At 71.6% G+C, this 12,768-nt stretch carries 11 protein-coding genes and 1 riboswitch; of the genes, 6 read left to right on the plus strand and 5 right to left on the minus strand.

All coding sequences use genetic code 11. The annotated features are described in order from the left end of the window. Positions 1-4 precede the first annotated feature (4 nt). The 3 genes from pucL (at position 5) to CRP52_RS05200 (ending at position 4,143) form a co-directional block, all read left to right on the plus strand. Positions 5-925 carry a factor-independent urate hydroxylase gene (gene pucL / locus CRP52_RS05190; protein WP_097235307.1) on the plus strand — a complete coding sequence of 307 codons (921 nt, stop codon included), beginning with the start codon at positions 5-7 and terminating at the stop codon, positions 923-925. Positions 926-1,220: 295 nt separating this feature from the next. After that, the gene (locus CRP52_RS05195) at positions 1,221-2,681 is read left to right on the plus strand and encodes a nucleobase:cation symporter-2 family protein (RefSeq protein WP_097235308.1); all 1,461 of its coding nucleotides are present in this window, start codon (positions 1,221-1,223) and stop codon (positions 2,679-2,681) included. A gap of 76 nt (positions 2,682-2,757) precedes the next feature. After that, complete coding sequence (locus CRP52_RS05200; RefSeq protein ID WP_097235309.1) at positions 2,758-4,143, plus strand: 8-oxoguanine deaminase; 1,386 nt, start codon at positions 2,758-2,760, stop codon at positions 4,141-4,143. Positions 4,144-4,409: 266 nt separating this feature from the next. Here CRP52_RS05200 and CRP52_RS05205 read toward each other — a convergent pair whose 3' ends face one another. Together CRP52_RS05205 and aceB are read right to left on the minus strand one after the other, a co-directional pair. Next, positions 4,410-4,811, minus strand: a complete 402-nt coding sequence (locus CRP52_RS05205) for an allophanate hydrolase-related protein (RefSeq protein ID WP_097235310.1) — start codon at positions 4,809-4,811, stop codon at positions 4,410-4,412. A gap of 145 nt (positions 4,812-4,956) precedes the next feature. Next, a complete protein-coding gene (gene aceB, locus CRP52_RS05210; protein WP_097235311.1) occupies positions 4,957-6,636 on the minus strand; it encodes a malate synthase A in 1,680 nt (559 codons plus the stop codon). Between the two features lie 200 nt (positions 6,637-6,836). On the opposite strand from aceB, the gene CRP52_RS05215 reads away from it, so the two are divergent. Together CRP52_RS05215 and CRP52_RS05220 are read left to right on the plus strand one after the other, a co-directional pair. Next, positions 6,837-7,634, plus strand: a complete 798-nt coding sequence (locus CRP52_RS05215) for an IclR family transcriptional regulator (protein ID WP_097235312.1) — start codon at positions 6,837-6,839, stop codon at positions 7,632-7,634. Positions 7,635-7,806: 172 nt separating this feature from the next. Continuing rightward, positions 7,807-8,514: a hypothetical protein gene (locus tag CRP52_RS05220; RefSeq protein ID WP_143685652.1), complete on the plus strand. Its 708-nt coding sequence runs from the start codon at positions 7,807-7,809 to the stop codon at positions 8,512-8,514. 54 nt (positions 8,515-8,568) lie between these two features. On the opposite strand, the gene CRP52_RS05225 is transcribed toward CRP52_RS05220, so the two are convergent. Continuing rightward, positions 8,569-9,888 (minus strand): glycoside hydrolase family 16 protein, encoded by a 1,320-nt coding sequence (locus CRP52_RS05225; protein ID WP_097235314.1) that lies wholly within the window; start codon positions 9,886-9,888, stop codon positions 8,569-8,571. Between the two features lies 1 nt (position 9,889). Beyond that, positions 9,890-10,054: riboswitch (cyclic di-AMP (ydaO/yuaA leader) on the minus strand. A gap of 355 nt (positions 10,055-10,409) precedes the next feature. On the opposite strand from CRP52_RS05225, the gene CRP52_RS05230 reads away from it, so the two are divergent. Continuing rightward, a complete protein-coding gene (locus tag CRP52_RS05230) occupies positions 10,410-10,739 on the plus strand; it encodes a MoaF-related domain-containing protein (RefSeq protein ID WP_097235315.1) in 330 nt (109 codons plus the stop codon). A 22-nt stretch (positions 10,740-10,761) separates the two neighbouring features. Here CRP52_RS05230 and CRP52_RS05235 read toward each other — a convergent pair whose 3' ends face one another. Continuing rightward, the gene (locus tag CRP52_RS05235) at positions 10,762-11,904 is read right to left on the minus strand and encodes an alpha/beta hydrolase (RefSeq protein ID WP_097235316.1); all 1,143 of its coding nucleotides are present in this window, start codon (positions 11,902-11,904) and stop codon (positions 10,762-10,764) included. 154 nt (positions 11,905-12,058) lie between these two features. Further along, on the minus strand, positions 12,059-12,679 hold the full coding sequence (locus CRP52_RS05240) for a TetR/AcrR family transcriptional regulator (RefSeq protein WP_257032299.1): 621 nt from the start codon (positions 12,677-12,679) through the stop codon (positions 12,059-12,061). Positions 12,680-12,768 lie beyond the last annotated feature (89 nt).

The following is a 12,768-nucleotide window of genomic DNA, read 5'->3' on the forward strand; positions in this document are numbered from 1 at the left end:
CGTCATGGCCCACGTGCTCGGTCAGAACCAGTACGGCAAGGCGGAGAACCGCATCGTCCGGATCTACCGCGACTCCACCCGGCACGAGATCAAGGACCTGAACGTCTCGGTCTCCCTCCAGGGTGAGTTCGAGGACGTCCACCTCACCGGGTCCAACGCCAACTGCCTCCCCACCGACACCACCAAGAACACCGTCTACGCCTTCGCCAAGGAGTACGGCATCGAGTCGGCCGAGGCCTTCGGCATCGTCCTGGCCCGCCACTTCGTCGACGACACCGAGCGCGGCGTCGTGCACAGCGCCAGGATCCGGATCGAGGAGTACGCCTGGGACCGGATCAAGACGCCGGACAACTCGGCCCGCTTCATCGGCTCGGAGGAGGTCGGCCACTCCTTCGTCCGCAACGGCCAGGAGACCCGCACCACCGAGGTCGTCTACGACGGTGAGACCGTCCAGGTCATCTCCGGCCTGAAGGACCTCATCGTGATGAACTCCACCAACTCGGAGTTCTGGGGCTACATCAAGGACAAGTACACCACCCTGCAGGAGGCGTACGACCGCATCCTCGCCACCCAGGTGACCGCCCGGTGGAAGTACGGCTACAGCGGCCGGGACGGCGAGGCCCAGCCCAACTGGAACCGCTCCTACGCCCACGTCAAGCGCCACCTGCTGGAGGCCTTCGCCGAGACCTACTCCTACTCGCTGCAGCAGACCCTGCACGCAATGGGCACCCGGGTCCTCAACAACCGCGCCGAGGTGGACGAGGTCCGCCTCGAACTGCCCAACAAGCACCACTTCCTGGTCGACCTGGAGCCCTTCGGTCTCAAGAACGACAACGAGGTCTACTACGCCGCGGACCGCATGTACGGCCTGATCGAGGGCACCGTGCACCGCGAGGGCGTCGTACCGGTCATCCCGGTCGCCTGACCTCCCCCGCGACCGTGGACTCCGCCCGGAATCGCCGCACCCTCCGGCCCGCACGGGCCGGTCGAGTCCGGGCGGGCCGGTCCACCCGCAGGACCCGCACCACGTGCGCCACCTGTTTCGCCACCCGCACCATCCGTTTCTCCACCCCCACCCACCGGAGTTCGTGCCTGCCTCGCGGCGGCCGGCCCGGGGCACTGGAGAAGCACCCCGAGGGATCCTTGCTCCGCCGTCCCGTCCTCGGGGGTCTCCAGCGCCGCGGGCGCGCCGGGAGCCACGGGCACAAGAGGGGCTCGACATGGCACCCAGCAACACCAGCAGTACAGACGGCGGTTCCACCCCTGCAAGACCCCCTGGCCCGGACACGTCCACCAGCCTCCCCGGCAAGGAGTCCGGGCCGGGGATCCACCCCGTGGACGAGTTGCTGCCCCCGGTGAAGCTGGTCTCCACCGGACTCCAGCACGTCGCCGCGATGTACGCGGGAGTCGTCGCACCCCCGCTCATCGTCGGCGCCGGAGTCGGGCTCTCGCCCGCCGAACTCGCCCTCCTCATCTCGGCCAGCCTGTTCACCGCCGGACTGGCCACCCTCCTCCAGACCCTCGGCGTCTGGAAGATCGGCGCGCGACTGCCGTTCGTGAACGGCGTCTCCTTCGCGGGGGTCGCGCCCATGATCGCCATCGCCAAGGAGCACGGACCGAAGGACGCCCTCCCGGTGATCTTCGGAGCGGTGATCGTCGCGGGGCTCCTGTGCTTCCTCGCGGCGCCGTACTTCTGCAAGCTCATCCGGTTCTTCCCCCCGGTCGTCCAGGGCACCGTGATCACCCTCATCGGGGTGTCCCTGCTCCCGGTGGCGGTCAACTGGGCGCGCGGCGGCTCGCCGAGCGCCCCCGGGTACGGCTCCATGCGGGCCATCGGCCTCGCCGCGATCACCCTCGTCGCGGTGGTGCTCTGCAACCGGCTGCTGCGCGGCTTCTGGCAGCAGCTGTCCCTGCTCGTCGGCCTGGCGCTCGGCACCCTGATCGCCCTCCCGCTGGGGCTGGCCGACTTCGGCGCGGTCCGGGACGCGAAGGTCTTCGCGCTCCCCTCCCCGTTCCACTTCGGCGCGCCGATGTTCGACGCGGCCGCGATCGTCTCGCTCTGCATCGTCATGGTGGTCTCGATGACCGAGTCCACCGCCGACATGCTCGCGCTCGGCAAGATCGTCGACCGCGAGGCCGACGAGCCCACCCTCGCCGCCGGCCTGCGCGCCGACGGCCTGGCCACCGCGATCAGCCCGGTCTTCAACGGCTTCGCCGCCAGCGCCTTCGCCCAGAACATCGGGCTGGTGGCGCTGACGAAGATCCGCAGCCGGTTCGTGGTCGCGGCCGGCGGAGGCATCCTGGTCCTGCTGGGGCTGTTCCCCGTGCTGGGCTCGGTCGTCTCCCTGGTGCCGCAACCCGTCCTCGGCGGCGCCGGGATCGTGCTCTTCGGCACGGTCGCGGCGAGCGGCATCCGCACCCTCGCGGAGGCCGGCATGGAGTCCAGCTCCCACACCATCCTGGTGTCGGTCTCGCTCGGCGTCGGCATCATCCCGATCGCCGCGCCGACCTTCTACGACCCCTTCCCGGAGGCCGTCCGGACCCTGATGCACTCGGGGATCTCGGCCGGCTGCGTGATGGCCGTCCTGCTCAACCTGCTCTTCCACCACGTCGGAACCACCCGCCGGTCCAGATCCGGCCAGGGCTCCGGCGCGACGGTGCCGACGGCGACACCGTCCTGACCGGTCCGGAGGGGCGCGCCGCCCGCACACCGCCCGACGCGCGCCCCTCCCGGCCCTCCCCCATAGGAGTGACACCATGGCAGTCCAGCCCCCGCCCGCAGACCAGCGGATCGTGATCGAGAACGTCGCGATCGCCACCGTCGACGCCGACGACACCGAGTACGCCCGCGGCCACGTCGTCATCCTCGGCAACACGATCGAATCGGTCGGCGACGGCCCCGCCCCGGCCTGGCTGGACAACGTGGTGCGCCGGATCAACGGCGAGGGCCACCTGATCACCCCCGGACTGGTCAACACCCACCACCACTTCTACCAGTGGATCACCCGCGGCCTCGCCCAGGACAACATCCTGTTCGACTGGCTCGTCGCCCTCTACCCGACCTGGGCCCGGATCGACGAGAGGCTCGTCCACGCCGCCAGCCAGGGCTCCGCCGCCGCCCTCCTCAAGTCCGGCTGCACCACCGCCTCGGACCACCACTACGTCTTCCCCAAGGACGGCGGCGACGTCCTCGGCGCCTCCATCGAGGCCGTCCAGGAGCTCGGCCTGCGCTTCACCGCGCTGCGCGGCTCGATGGACCGCAGCAAGAAGGACGGCGGCCTGCCCCCGGACCACGCGGTCGAGGAGCTGGACGACATCCTGGCCGCCTCCGAGGCCGCCGTGGACACGTACCACGACTCCTCCTTCGGCTCGATGCTGCACGTCGCCATCGCGCCCTGCTCGCCGTTCTCCGTCTCCACCGACCTGCTCCGCCAGTCCGCCGAACTCGCCCGCCGCAAGGGCGTACGGCTGCACACCCACGGCTCGGAGACGGCCGAGGAGGAGCAGTTCTGCAAGGAGCTGTTCGGCATGGGCCCGACCGACTACTTCGAGTCGGTGGGCTGGCTCGGCGAGGACGTCTGGATGGCGCACTGCGTCCACATGAACGACTCCGACATCGCCAAGTTCGCCGAGACCGGCACCGGCGTCGCCCACTGCCCGTCCTCCAACGCCCGCCTGGCCGCCGGCATCGCCCGGGTGCCCGACATGCTCCGGGCCGGCGTCCCGGTCGGCCTCGGCGTGGACGGCACCGCCTCCAACGAGTCCGGCGAACTCGGCACCGAGCTGCGCAACGCCCTGCTGATCAACAGGCTGCACGGCTCCCCCACCGCCCTGACCGGGCGCCAGGCGCTGCGCCTGGGCACCATGGGCGGCGCCCGGGTGCTCGGCCGGCAGAACGAGATCGGTTCGATCGAGGTCGGCAAGCTCGCCGACCTGGCGCTGTGGAAGATCGACGGGGTCCTGCACTCCTCGATCGCCGACCCGGTCGCCGCGCTCACCTTCGGCGCGCTGCCGCCGCTGTCGGTGCTGTTCGTCAACGGCAACGCGGTGGTCGAGAAGGGTCAGCTCACCACGGTCAACGAGGACCGGATCGCGCGCGACTGCGCCCGCGCCGCCCGCGAACTGGCGGCCCGACCGGTCTGACGACCCCTCCGGACTCCGGGAGCGCCCAGGGACGGTGCGCACCCGGACTCCGCGGGCCCGGAAGGGCTCACGGACTGCGGCCCCGAACCCACGGCGAGGGTTCGGGGCCGCAGCGCGTTCCGGGTCGGCGGGTGACGGATGACAGGTGACAGATAACAGACAACAGCGAACGGATAACAGATGATGAAAGTTGTCATCTGTCATCTGTTCGCTGTCGGTTGTCGGCCGTCAGCCGTCGGCCGTCGGCCGTCAGCTGTTGACCACTGTCAGGCCGTCCGCCCGAGCGTCGCCAGGTAGGCGCGCCAGCCGCCGTGGTGGGTGATCTCGCGGTGCACCCCGCGCTCGGCCTCGCCCCGGGCGAGCAGCATGGAGAAGCACGCGGAGCCGTCCTCCAGCGTGATCACGCCCAGCTCCAGCTCGCGCGGCTCGCCGGGCAGGACGTCGTCCCGCAACCGCTCCAGGCTGATGTCGTACAGCTCGCCCTCGATGGCGGTGTCGACGGTCGGGTCGGGCAGCAGCCCGGGGCAGACATCCGTGCCGCCGCTGTGGTCGATGGAGAAGAAGCGGTAGCCGGGGGCGGTCCTGGCGGGGCCGATCAGTGCGTCGGCGACCTTGGCGTGGAAGGGACCGCCGACCATCGCCTGGCCGTTGAAGAAGATGCGGGGCACGGGGTGAACTCCTCGGGGGGAAAAGACCGTTCCGCACGGCGACGAGAGGACAGGTGGATTCGTCGCCGTACGGAACGGAGTAACGGACCGCCGGAGTGCTACGTCCTGGCAGGCGGCAGCGGTGGCGCCGGCGGATAGATTGGGCTCAGCCCAACAGGGGAAGCGCGGGGAGGGTCAGGAAGTCCGCGAACTCCTCGGCCAGGGCGACCTGTTCGAAGAGGCGGGCGGCCTCGCGCCAGCGGCCGGCGCGGTAGGTCTCCTCGCCCAGCTCGGCGAGGAGGTCGGCCAGCTCCGCGGCGACCAGGGTGCGGACCAGCTCGGCGGTGGCCTTCTCGCCGGTGTCGGACAGCACGACCCCGTTGTGGATCCACTGCCAGATCTGCGAGCGGGAGATCTCGGCGGTGGCGGCGTCCTCCATCATGTTGAAGATGGCGACCGCACCGAGCCCGCGCAGCCAGGCCTCGATGTAGCGCAGGCCGACCTGGACGGCGTTGTGCAGCCCCGCGCGCGTGCAGGTGCCGCCGGCGCCGGCGATGTCGAGCAGTTGGGCGGCGGTGACCGGCTCGGTCGGGCCGGGGTTGTCCTTCTGGTGGGGCCGCTCGCCGAGGACGGCGTCGAAGGAGGCCCGGGCGACCGGAACCAGGTCCGGGTGGGCGACCCAGGAGCCGTCGAAGCCGTTGCCGGCCTCGCGGTCCTTGTCGGCCTTGACCTTCTCCAGCGCGGCCGCGTTGACCTCGGGGTCCTTGCGGCTGGGGATGAAAGCGGCCATCCCGCCGATGGCGTGGGCGCCGCGCTTGTGGCAGGTCTGCACCAGCAGGCGGGTGTAGGCGGCCATGAACGGCGAGGCCATGGTCACGCTGTTGCGGTCCGGCAGGATGTAGTGCTCGCCGGCGTCGCGGAAGTTCTTGACGATCGAGAACAGGTAGTCCCAGCGTCCGGCGTTGAGGCCGGCCGCGTGGTCGCGCAGCTCGTGGAGGATCTCGTCCATCTCGAAGGCGGCGGTGATGGTCTCGATCAGGACGGTGGCGCGGATGGTGCCGTACGGGATGCCGAGTGCGGCCTGGGCGTGGGTGAACACGTCGTTCCAGAGCCGGGCCTCCAGGTGGCTCTCGGTCTTCGGCAAGTAGAAGTACGGCCCGGAGTTGGGGTCCTCGGCACCCCTGGCGAGCAGCCGGGCGGCGTTGTGGAAGAAGTAGAGGCCGAAGTCGAGGAAGGCGCCGGCCACCGGGTTGCCGTCGACCAGCAGGTGGCTCTCGTCCAGGTGCCAGCCGCGCGGGCGGACCACGACGGTGGCGAGTTCGGCGGCGGGCTTGAGGGTGTACGCCTTGCCGGCGGCGGTGGTGAAGTCGATCCGGCCCTCGAAGGCGTCGATCAGGTTGATCTGGCCGCTGACCACGTTCTCCCAGGTCGGGGAGGTGGCGTCCTCGAAGTCGGCGAGCCAGACCTTCGCCCCGGAGTTGAGGGCGTTGATGACCATCTTGCGGTCGGTGGGGCCGGTGATCTCGACCCGGCGGTCCTGGAGGGCGCGGGGGGCTTCGGCGACCTTCCAGTCCCCGGCGCGGACGTCCGCGGTCTCGGGGAGGAAGTCCAGCGTGCCGGTCGCCGCGATCTCGGCACGGCGGGCCTTCCTCCGGGCCAGGAGCTCCTGCCGACGGCCTTCGAAGGCGCGATGGAGGCCGACGACGAAGGCGATCGCCTCCGGAGTGAGCACCTCCTCCGCCCGGTGGACGCGAGGACCGGCGACAGTGACGACCGGAGCGGCGGTGGAGGCGGTTGGGGGTACCCCCGGCCGGAGGCTGGGGGAGGGTCCCTGATCGGTAGCCATGGGCAGGACACTCCTAAGCGGTTGAGCCTGGCGGAGGGAGCTCCGGTGGGAACTTCCTCGGGAACTTCCTCGATCGTTACCCGCCTGTCGGCGAGTTCGATTCTGTAAAGTGGAGACTAGTTTCCGCGATACAGAATTTCAACGGTTTGTTGAAGAGGTCGCCGGGACTCTACTCCTCCCCGACAGCGAAGGGAACGCCGGTGGTTGCGACCCCCGACACAGCATCGACGACAGGCGCCGACCGCGCGAGCGGCGGCGTGCAGTCCGTCGAGCGCGCCTTCCAACTCCTGGAGGCGCTGGCCGATTCCGGCGGCGTGGCCACCCTCAGCGAACTCTCCGGTAGTTCCGGCCTCCCCATGCCGACCATCCACCGCCTGGTTCGTACCCTCGTCCAGCAGGGCTATGTCCGCCAGGACACCGCACGCCGCTACACCCTCGGCCCCCGGCTGATCCGTCTCGGCGAGACCGCCGGCCGGCTGCTCGGCAGCTGGGCCCGCCCCTACCTGGCCGAACTCATGGAGGCCACCGGCGAGACCGCCAACCTGGCGGTCCTGGAGGGCGGCGAGGTGGTGTACGTCGGGCAGGTTCAGTCGCGGCGCTCGATGCGGATGTTCACCGAGGTCGGACGGCGGGTCCAGCCGCACTGCACCGGCGTCGGCAAGGCCCTGCTCGCCCAGCTCCCCGCGGAAGAGGCCCGCGCGATCCTCGGCCCCAACCCGCTCCCCGCGCACACCGAGTACACGGTCACCGACCCGCAGGAGCTGCTGGACCAGCTCGCCGAGGCGCGCGAGCGCGGCTACGTGGTCGACGACCAGGAGCAGGAGATCGGCGTCCGCTGCATCGCGCTGGCCGTCCCGGGCGCGCCGACGCCCACCGCGCTCTCGGTCTCCGGACCGGAGGCCCGCATCCGGGCCCTGGAGGAGCAGGCCGGGGCCGCCTCGCTGGTGCCGGTGATGCACCAGATCGCCGCCCGGCTGGGGCAGGTCCTCGCCCCCTGACGCTCCGTCAACCCGCCGCGTCGGCGGGCGGGGCCGGGACTCGCCCGGCGTCCTCCGTTCGAGCGGACGGCGGGCGGGTTGCACCCCGGCCGCGACGGCGGCTCCGCCACCCTGGTGCGGACGCGGCCCGCAACGGCGCGGGCCGCCGGAACGCGAGGGCAGGGTGGACGGCATGGAGCACCGGGGAGTGCACGGCACCGCCGGGATCGGCGCGGGGGGCGATACGGGAAACGGGAGCGGTTCGGGGGCCGGGAGGTTCGGCGGCGCCGGGTGGGTCGCGGTGGTGGCCGCGGGCTGTGCGGTGGCGGTGCTGGCCACCGGCCCGTCCTGGGCGCTGCGGCGGCCCGAGCCGCGGCCGGCCGTGGAGGTCGTCGCACCGGGCGCACCCCAGGCCTCCACCCTGCCGGCACCGGCCGAGACGTCCACGCCGCCCGCGGTGGCCGGGGCGTCCACCCTGCCCGTCGTGGTCGCCGCGCCGTCCCGCTCCGACCTGGAAGTGGTCCGGCTGGACCCGGACCCGGCGCCGCCCGGCGGCTCCACCACTGTCCACGCCTTCGTCGCCAACCGGGGCCCGGACACCACCGCCTCCCCGTTCACGGTCGTGGTCACCCTGCCGAAGGGCGTCTCCGCCGAGGGCCCGTACTTCCCCCAGGACTGCCAGGTCGTGGCGCGCGGCCGGCAGGTGCGCTGCGCGTTCGGGGCCGGGCTGCCGCCGCTGGAGAGCGCGACCGCCCTCGTCCCGCTCCGGCTCTCCCCCGACCTGCAGCTCGGCCCCCTCCCCGGCGGCTCGGTCGCGGTGCACAGCGCGGACGACCGGGACGAGAGCAACAACCGGCAGCCGTTCGACGTCAGGGTCGTCGAGCCGACTGCCGGTTCCTGAGAGCGGCTGGGCCCCGGGCCACGAGGGCCCGGGGGCTTGCCGGACCGCGTTCGGTCAGCGGTAGACGCGGACGTAGTCGGCGGCCATGGTGATCGGGGCGGTCCCCTGCGGAGCCGGGTGGTACTGCCCCGCGCACACCGAGAGGTTGAGGATCAGGTACGCCGACCAGGTGGCGCCGACGCCCTTGCCGTCCGAGAAGACCTTGACGCCGTTGACGTACCAGTCCACCGAGGTGGCGCCGTAGTAGGTACCGATGGTCACCCACTGGTCCTTCGCGATGGCGCTCGCGTCGGTGTAGTACTTCGGGTTGCCGGGGTTGACGTGGTTGGTCAGCTCCAGCAGGTTCGGGTTGTCGGGGTGGTACTCGAAGGAGTCGATCTCCCCGTTGCCGTTCTTCCAGGTCCACAGGGCCGGCCAGGCGCCGCTGCCGGCGGGCAGCTTGACCCGGGTCTCGGCGTAGTCGCCGGTCTTGACCTGGAAGCCCTCGCTGGAGCCCTCGGTGGTCAGGAATCCGGTGTTCCAGGACTGCTTGCCGTTCTCCAGGGCCGGGCCGCCGGAGGTGGCGGTGAAGGTGGCGACCCCGTTGGCGACGCTGACGTTGTTCTTGTTCAGCCAGTCCAGCTTGTTGTCGTCCGGGTTGTGGTTGCCGTACTTGTACGCGGTGCTCTTGTCGCCGACCCAGCGCTGGCCCCAGCTGATCGGGCTGGTGAACTCGTCGGACCAGGTCAGCGACTTGCCGGCGACCGGGGAGGACGGCGCCGGGGTGGTCGGGGCAGCCGTGGCGCTCGGGGTCGGCGTCGCGCTCGGGGTCGGCGTCGCGCTCGGGGTCGACGTGGCGCTGGGGGTGGCGGTCGGCGTGCTGGTCGGCGTGGCCGTCGGGGACGGGGTCGGCGTGGCCGTCCCGGAGGCCGAGACCACCAGCTGCTGCGCCGGCAGGTTGTGCCAGGCGCCGCCGAGGTCCTGCCAGAAGCCGAACTGGCTGTACGTCCCGGCGGGCAGGGTGCGCGCACCGCTGGTGAAGTTCACCCCGCTCGGGCAGATCTGCACGTTGGAGGCGTTGCCGGGGAAGTCCAGGTTGGTGCCGCGCGCGTCGCGCACACCCACGCCCACGGTCTTCGCGGTGAAGCACGCCGAGGAGTGCAGACCGAGCGAGGCGGTGGTGGCCTGGCCCGCGACCATGGTGGCGGGGCCGAGGCGGTCCTGGGTGACGGTCGGCGCGGTGGCCGCCTGGGCGCCGGTGACGGACGGCAGTCCGAACAGGCCGGAGCCACCGATGGCGAGCGCGCCGGTCGCGGCGAGGGCGGCGTTGCGGCCGCGGTGGGAGGGGCGGGCGTGGCGCGGCGCACGACGCCGGGCAGCGGCAGGCTGGGGCATGGGGTGACCTCTGCGACGCCTGCGAGGTTAGCTGTCGGGTTCGGGCTGCAGTTGGCCCGGCCGTCTGTGGAGCGGCTTCACCCCTAGCCACGGCCGTACGAGGAACGCACGGACCGGGCGCCGACCTTGGTTCCCCCGCTCCTGTCCGCTCCGGTGCTCGGTGACCCGCCGGCGGGTGGACAGGACTCGGCGTCCCGGCGGCGGGGTCCGCGTGGGCGGACGACCGTTGCAGGCTAGGCAGGCCGTACGTGAACGGACAACTCCCTCGGGCCGGTTGTCGTGCAGCTCACAGTGGTGTCGATCAACGACACTGTGTGGCGGGCGAGTTGATCAAGTCCCGCGGCCGGGGCGCGGCGCCGGTGGTCTCGTCGAGGCCGCCGGGGGTGTCGGCCGGACGCGGCGGTGGCGGACCGTACCGTGGCAAAGATCTGACCGAGTGCACCCGGTCGGATAAATTGGAGGCCGGAGATCTTCCGCAGTGCACAAGAGCACCGAACCCGGAAACGAGGAGCCGCCCCACCATGACCGCGTCCCTGCCCGCCTTCGCCGGCCGCACCTACCTCTTCCGGGCCGACAACGGCGCGGCCTTCCGCAACACCTACTCGGCCGACGGCACCCGGCTGCGCTGGGAGGGCCTCGGCGAGTCCGCGGGCCAGTGGGAGGACGTACGGCTGCACGTCGCCGAGGTCGCGCCGAAGGTCTACTTCGTCAGCTGGACGGAGCAGAGCGGGATCACCGTCAGCCATGTGATGGACCTCGACAAGCTGACGGTGCGCGCCTTCTGGACCTTCGAGGGCGAGGGCGGCCGGGTCGGCGAGCTGCACGCCGGGACGCTGGAGCAGGTGGCCTGAGCCTGAAACGGCCCGAGGACGCTCAGACGGTCTGGTTCGGCACCTTGAGGTGCTGGGAGAGCCACTCCAGCGAGGACGGCAGCAGCGCGCTCCACGTCTCGAAGTTGTGGCCGCCGTTCTCCAGCATGCTGTACGAGACCTTCATCGGGCTCTGCACCGCGTCGACGAAGGCCTCGGTCTCCTGGCGGTAGCTGCCGTCGCCCTTCTTCGTGCCGGCCAGCAGCACGGACACCTTCGGCTGCGGCAGGTTCTTCAGCCGCCACATCAGGTTGGCCTCGTCGCGGCGCTGCTTGCTGCCGCCGAACAGGTCGCCGGTGGTCGGGTCGTCGGCGGCGTCGTAGTAGGCGGAGAGGGCGACGGCGGTCGGGAAGACGTCCGGGTGGCGCATGGCCAGCTTGAGCGCGCAGTAGCCGCCCGTCGAGTTGCCCATGAAGGCCCAGGCCTGCGGATCGGACGAGACCCGGAAGCTGGCCTGGATCGCCGAGGGCACGTCCTTGGTGAAGTACGTGTCCGACTGCGGGCCGTTGGGGATGTCCTCGCACTCGGTGTCCTGCGGCAGGGCGGGCGAGGGACGCACCAGGACCATGACGGTCGGCTGCATCCGGCCCTCCTGCAGCAGCTTGAGCGCCGCGCCGGGGTAGTTGAAGCGGGTGATCAGGTTCTCGGCGATTCCTGGGAATCCGGTGCTCACGATCACGGCCGGGAACTGCTTCTGTGCGTACTCCGGCTGGAAGTACTGCGGGGGCAGGTAGACGTAGCCCTCGGTGGACAGCCGGCTGACCGCGCCGTCGATCCGGACCTTGCGGATCTCACCGGACTGGCCCGGCTCGCGGCCCATCGCGCCGCCACCCTTGACCGAGGCGTGGCCGATCGTCTCCACCAGCAGGCGGCCGGAGGCGTCCGCCTTGTTGTGGATCACCACCGGGCCGGTGTCACCGGTGCCCAGCAGGTCGCCCCAACTGCTGTAGAAGGCGAAGTAGTTGTTCGCGACGAGGCCGAGCGCGGCGAGCACCGCCAGCTGGGTGGCGAGCAGCGCACCGATCCGGCCGAGCACCGCCTGCCAGCTCTTCCGGGCGAGTCTCGGCCACAGCCAGACCGTGCCGACCGTCATCACGACGGCGATCAATACGGTCAGCGCCAACACCTTGTGGCTCGTCAGACCCATGTCCTGCTTGCTCCCACGCCTCGAACTCCAGTCCCCACCGCTGGGACATCCGAGGAGGTCACCCCGGTTCCCCCGCCGGGGCGCGAGGACCAACCCTAGCGCCAGCCGGGAGGAACCCCGCGCCCCATCCATCCGTCCGCCCGGCCGGGCTCAGTCAGGCCAGCCGCTCCCAGAGCCGCAGCCCCGCCGTGAGCTCGCGCATGCAGCGCGCGCCGAGCTCCTGCGGGGAGCCGGAGCCGGCGGCGGGGGCGTCGGAGAAGGCCCACTGCTCCAGGGCGACCCGGATCGCGGCGGTGGCGGCCGCGGCGGCCAGCCGGATCTCCAGCGGGTCGGTCCCCTCGGGACAGCGCTCGGCGAGGACGGCGCGCAGCCGCACCTCCGAGTCGGCATGGACGCGCTGCCAGGCGCCTTCCAGGCGCGGGTCGCGCAGCAGGCTGCGGGTCCACAGCATCATCTCGGCGCCCGCCTCGTCGGCCGGCGTCAGCGAGGCGGCCGCGGCGCTCTCCAGCGCCTCGCGCAGCGGCAGGTCGGCCGAGCCCTCGGCGAGCCGGTCGACCCACTGGCGCCCGCCCGCCGCGAGCAGCGGCGCGACGGCGTCCTCCTTGACGGAGAAGTACCGGTAGAAGGTGCGCAGCGAGATGCCCGCGGCCAGGGCGATCTCCTCGGCGGTGGTCGCCTCCGCGCCCTGCTCGGCGAAGAGCGCGGCGGCGGTACGGGCGATCTCCAGCCGGGTGGCGTCACGGCGGCGCTGGTTCAGGGTCGGGCGTCCGGTCACGGGAGTCAGCCTACGCGCACGGGTGCCACAGTGGCGCTTCGTGCCCGTGTGGCACACAACGACTTGTTGGCACACCGTGCCACTTGGGC

Origin of the sequence: Streptomyces sp. 1331.2 (assembly GCF_900199205.1) — a bacterium.
Taxonomy (GTDB): Bacteria; Actinomycetota; Actinomycetes; order Streptomycetales; family Streptomycetaceae; genus Kitasatospora.

Excerpts from the sequence above, each read along its gene's own strand:
- pucL (WP_097235307.1), top strand. The coding sequence starts at position 5 with ATGGCCCACGTGCTCGGTCAGAACCAGTACGGCAAGGCGGAGAACCGC.
- CRP52_RS05195 (WP_097235308.1), top strand. The coding sequence starts at position 1,221 with ATGGCACCCAGCAACACCAGCAGTACAGACGGCGGTTCCACCCCTGCA.
- CRP52_RS05200 (WP_097235309.1), top strand. The coding sequence starts at position 2,758 with ATGGCAGTCCAGCCCCCGCCCGCAGACCAGCGGATCGTGATCGAGAAC.
- aceB (WP_097235311.1), bottom strand. The coding sequence starts at position 6,636 with ATGGCTACCGATCAGGGACCCTCCCCCAGCCTCCGGCCGGGGGTACCC.
- CRP52_RS05220 (WP_143685652.1), top strand. The coding sequence starts at position 7,807 with ATGGAGCACCGGGGAGTGCACGGCACCGCCGGGATCGGCGCGGGGGGC.
- CRP52_RS05225 (WP_097235314.1), bottom strand. The coding sequence starts at position 9,888 with ATGCCCCAGCCTGCCGCTGCCCGGCGTCGTGCGCCGCGCCACGCCCGC.
- CRP52_RS05230 (WP_097235315.1), top strand. The coding sequence starts at position 10,410 with ATGACCGCGTCCCTGCCCGCCTTCGCCGGCCGCACCTACCTCTTCCGG.
- CRP52_RS05235 (WP_097235316.1), bottom strand. The coding sequence starts at position 11,904 with ATGGGTCTGACGAGCCACAAGGTGTTGGCGCTGACCGTATTGATCGCC.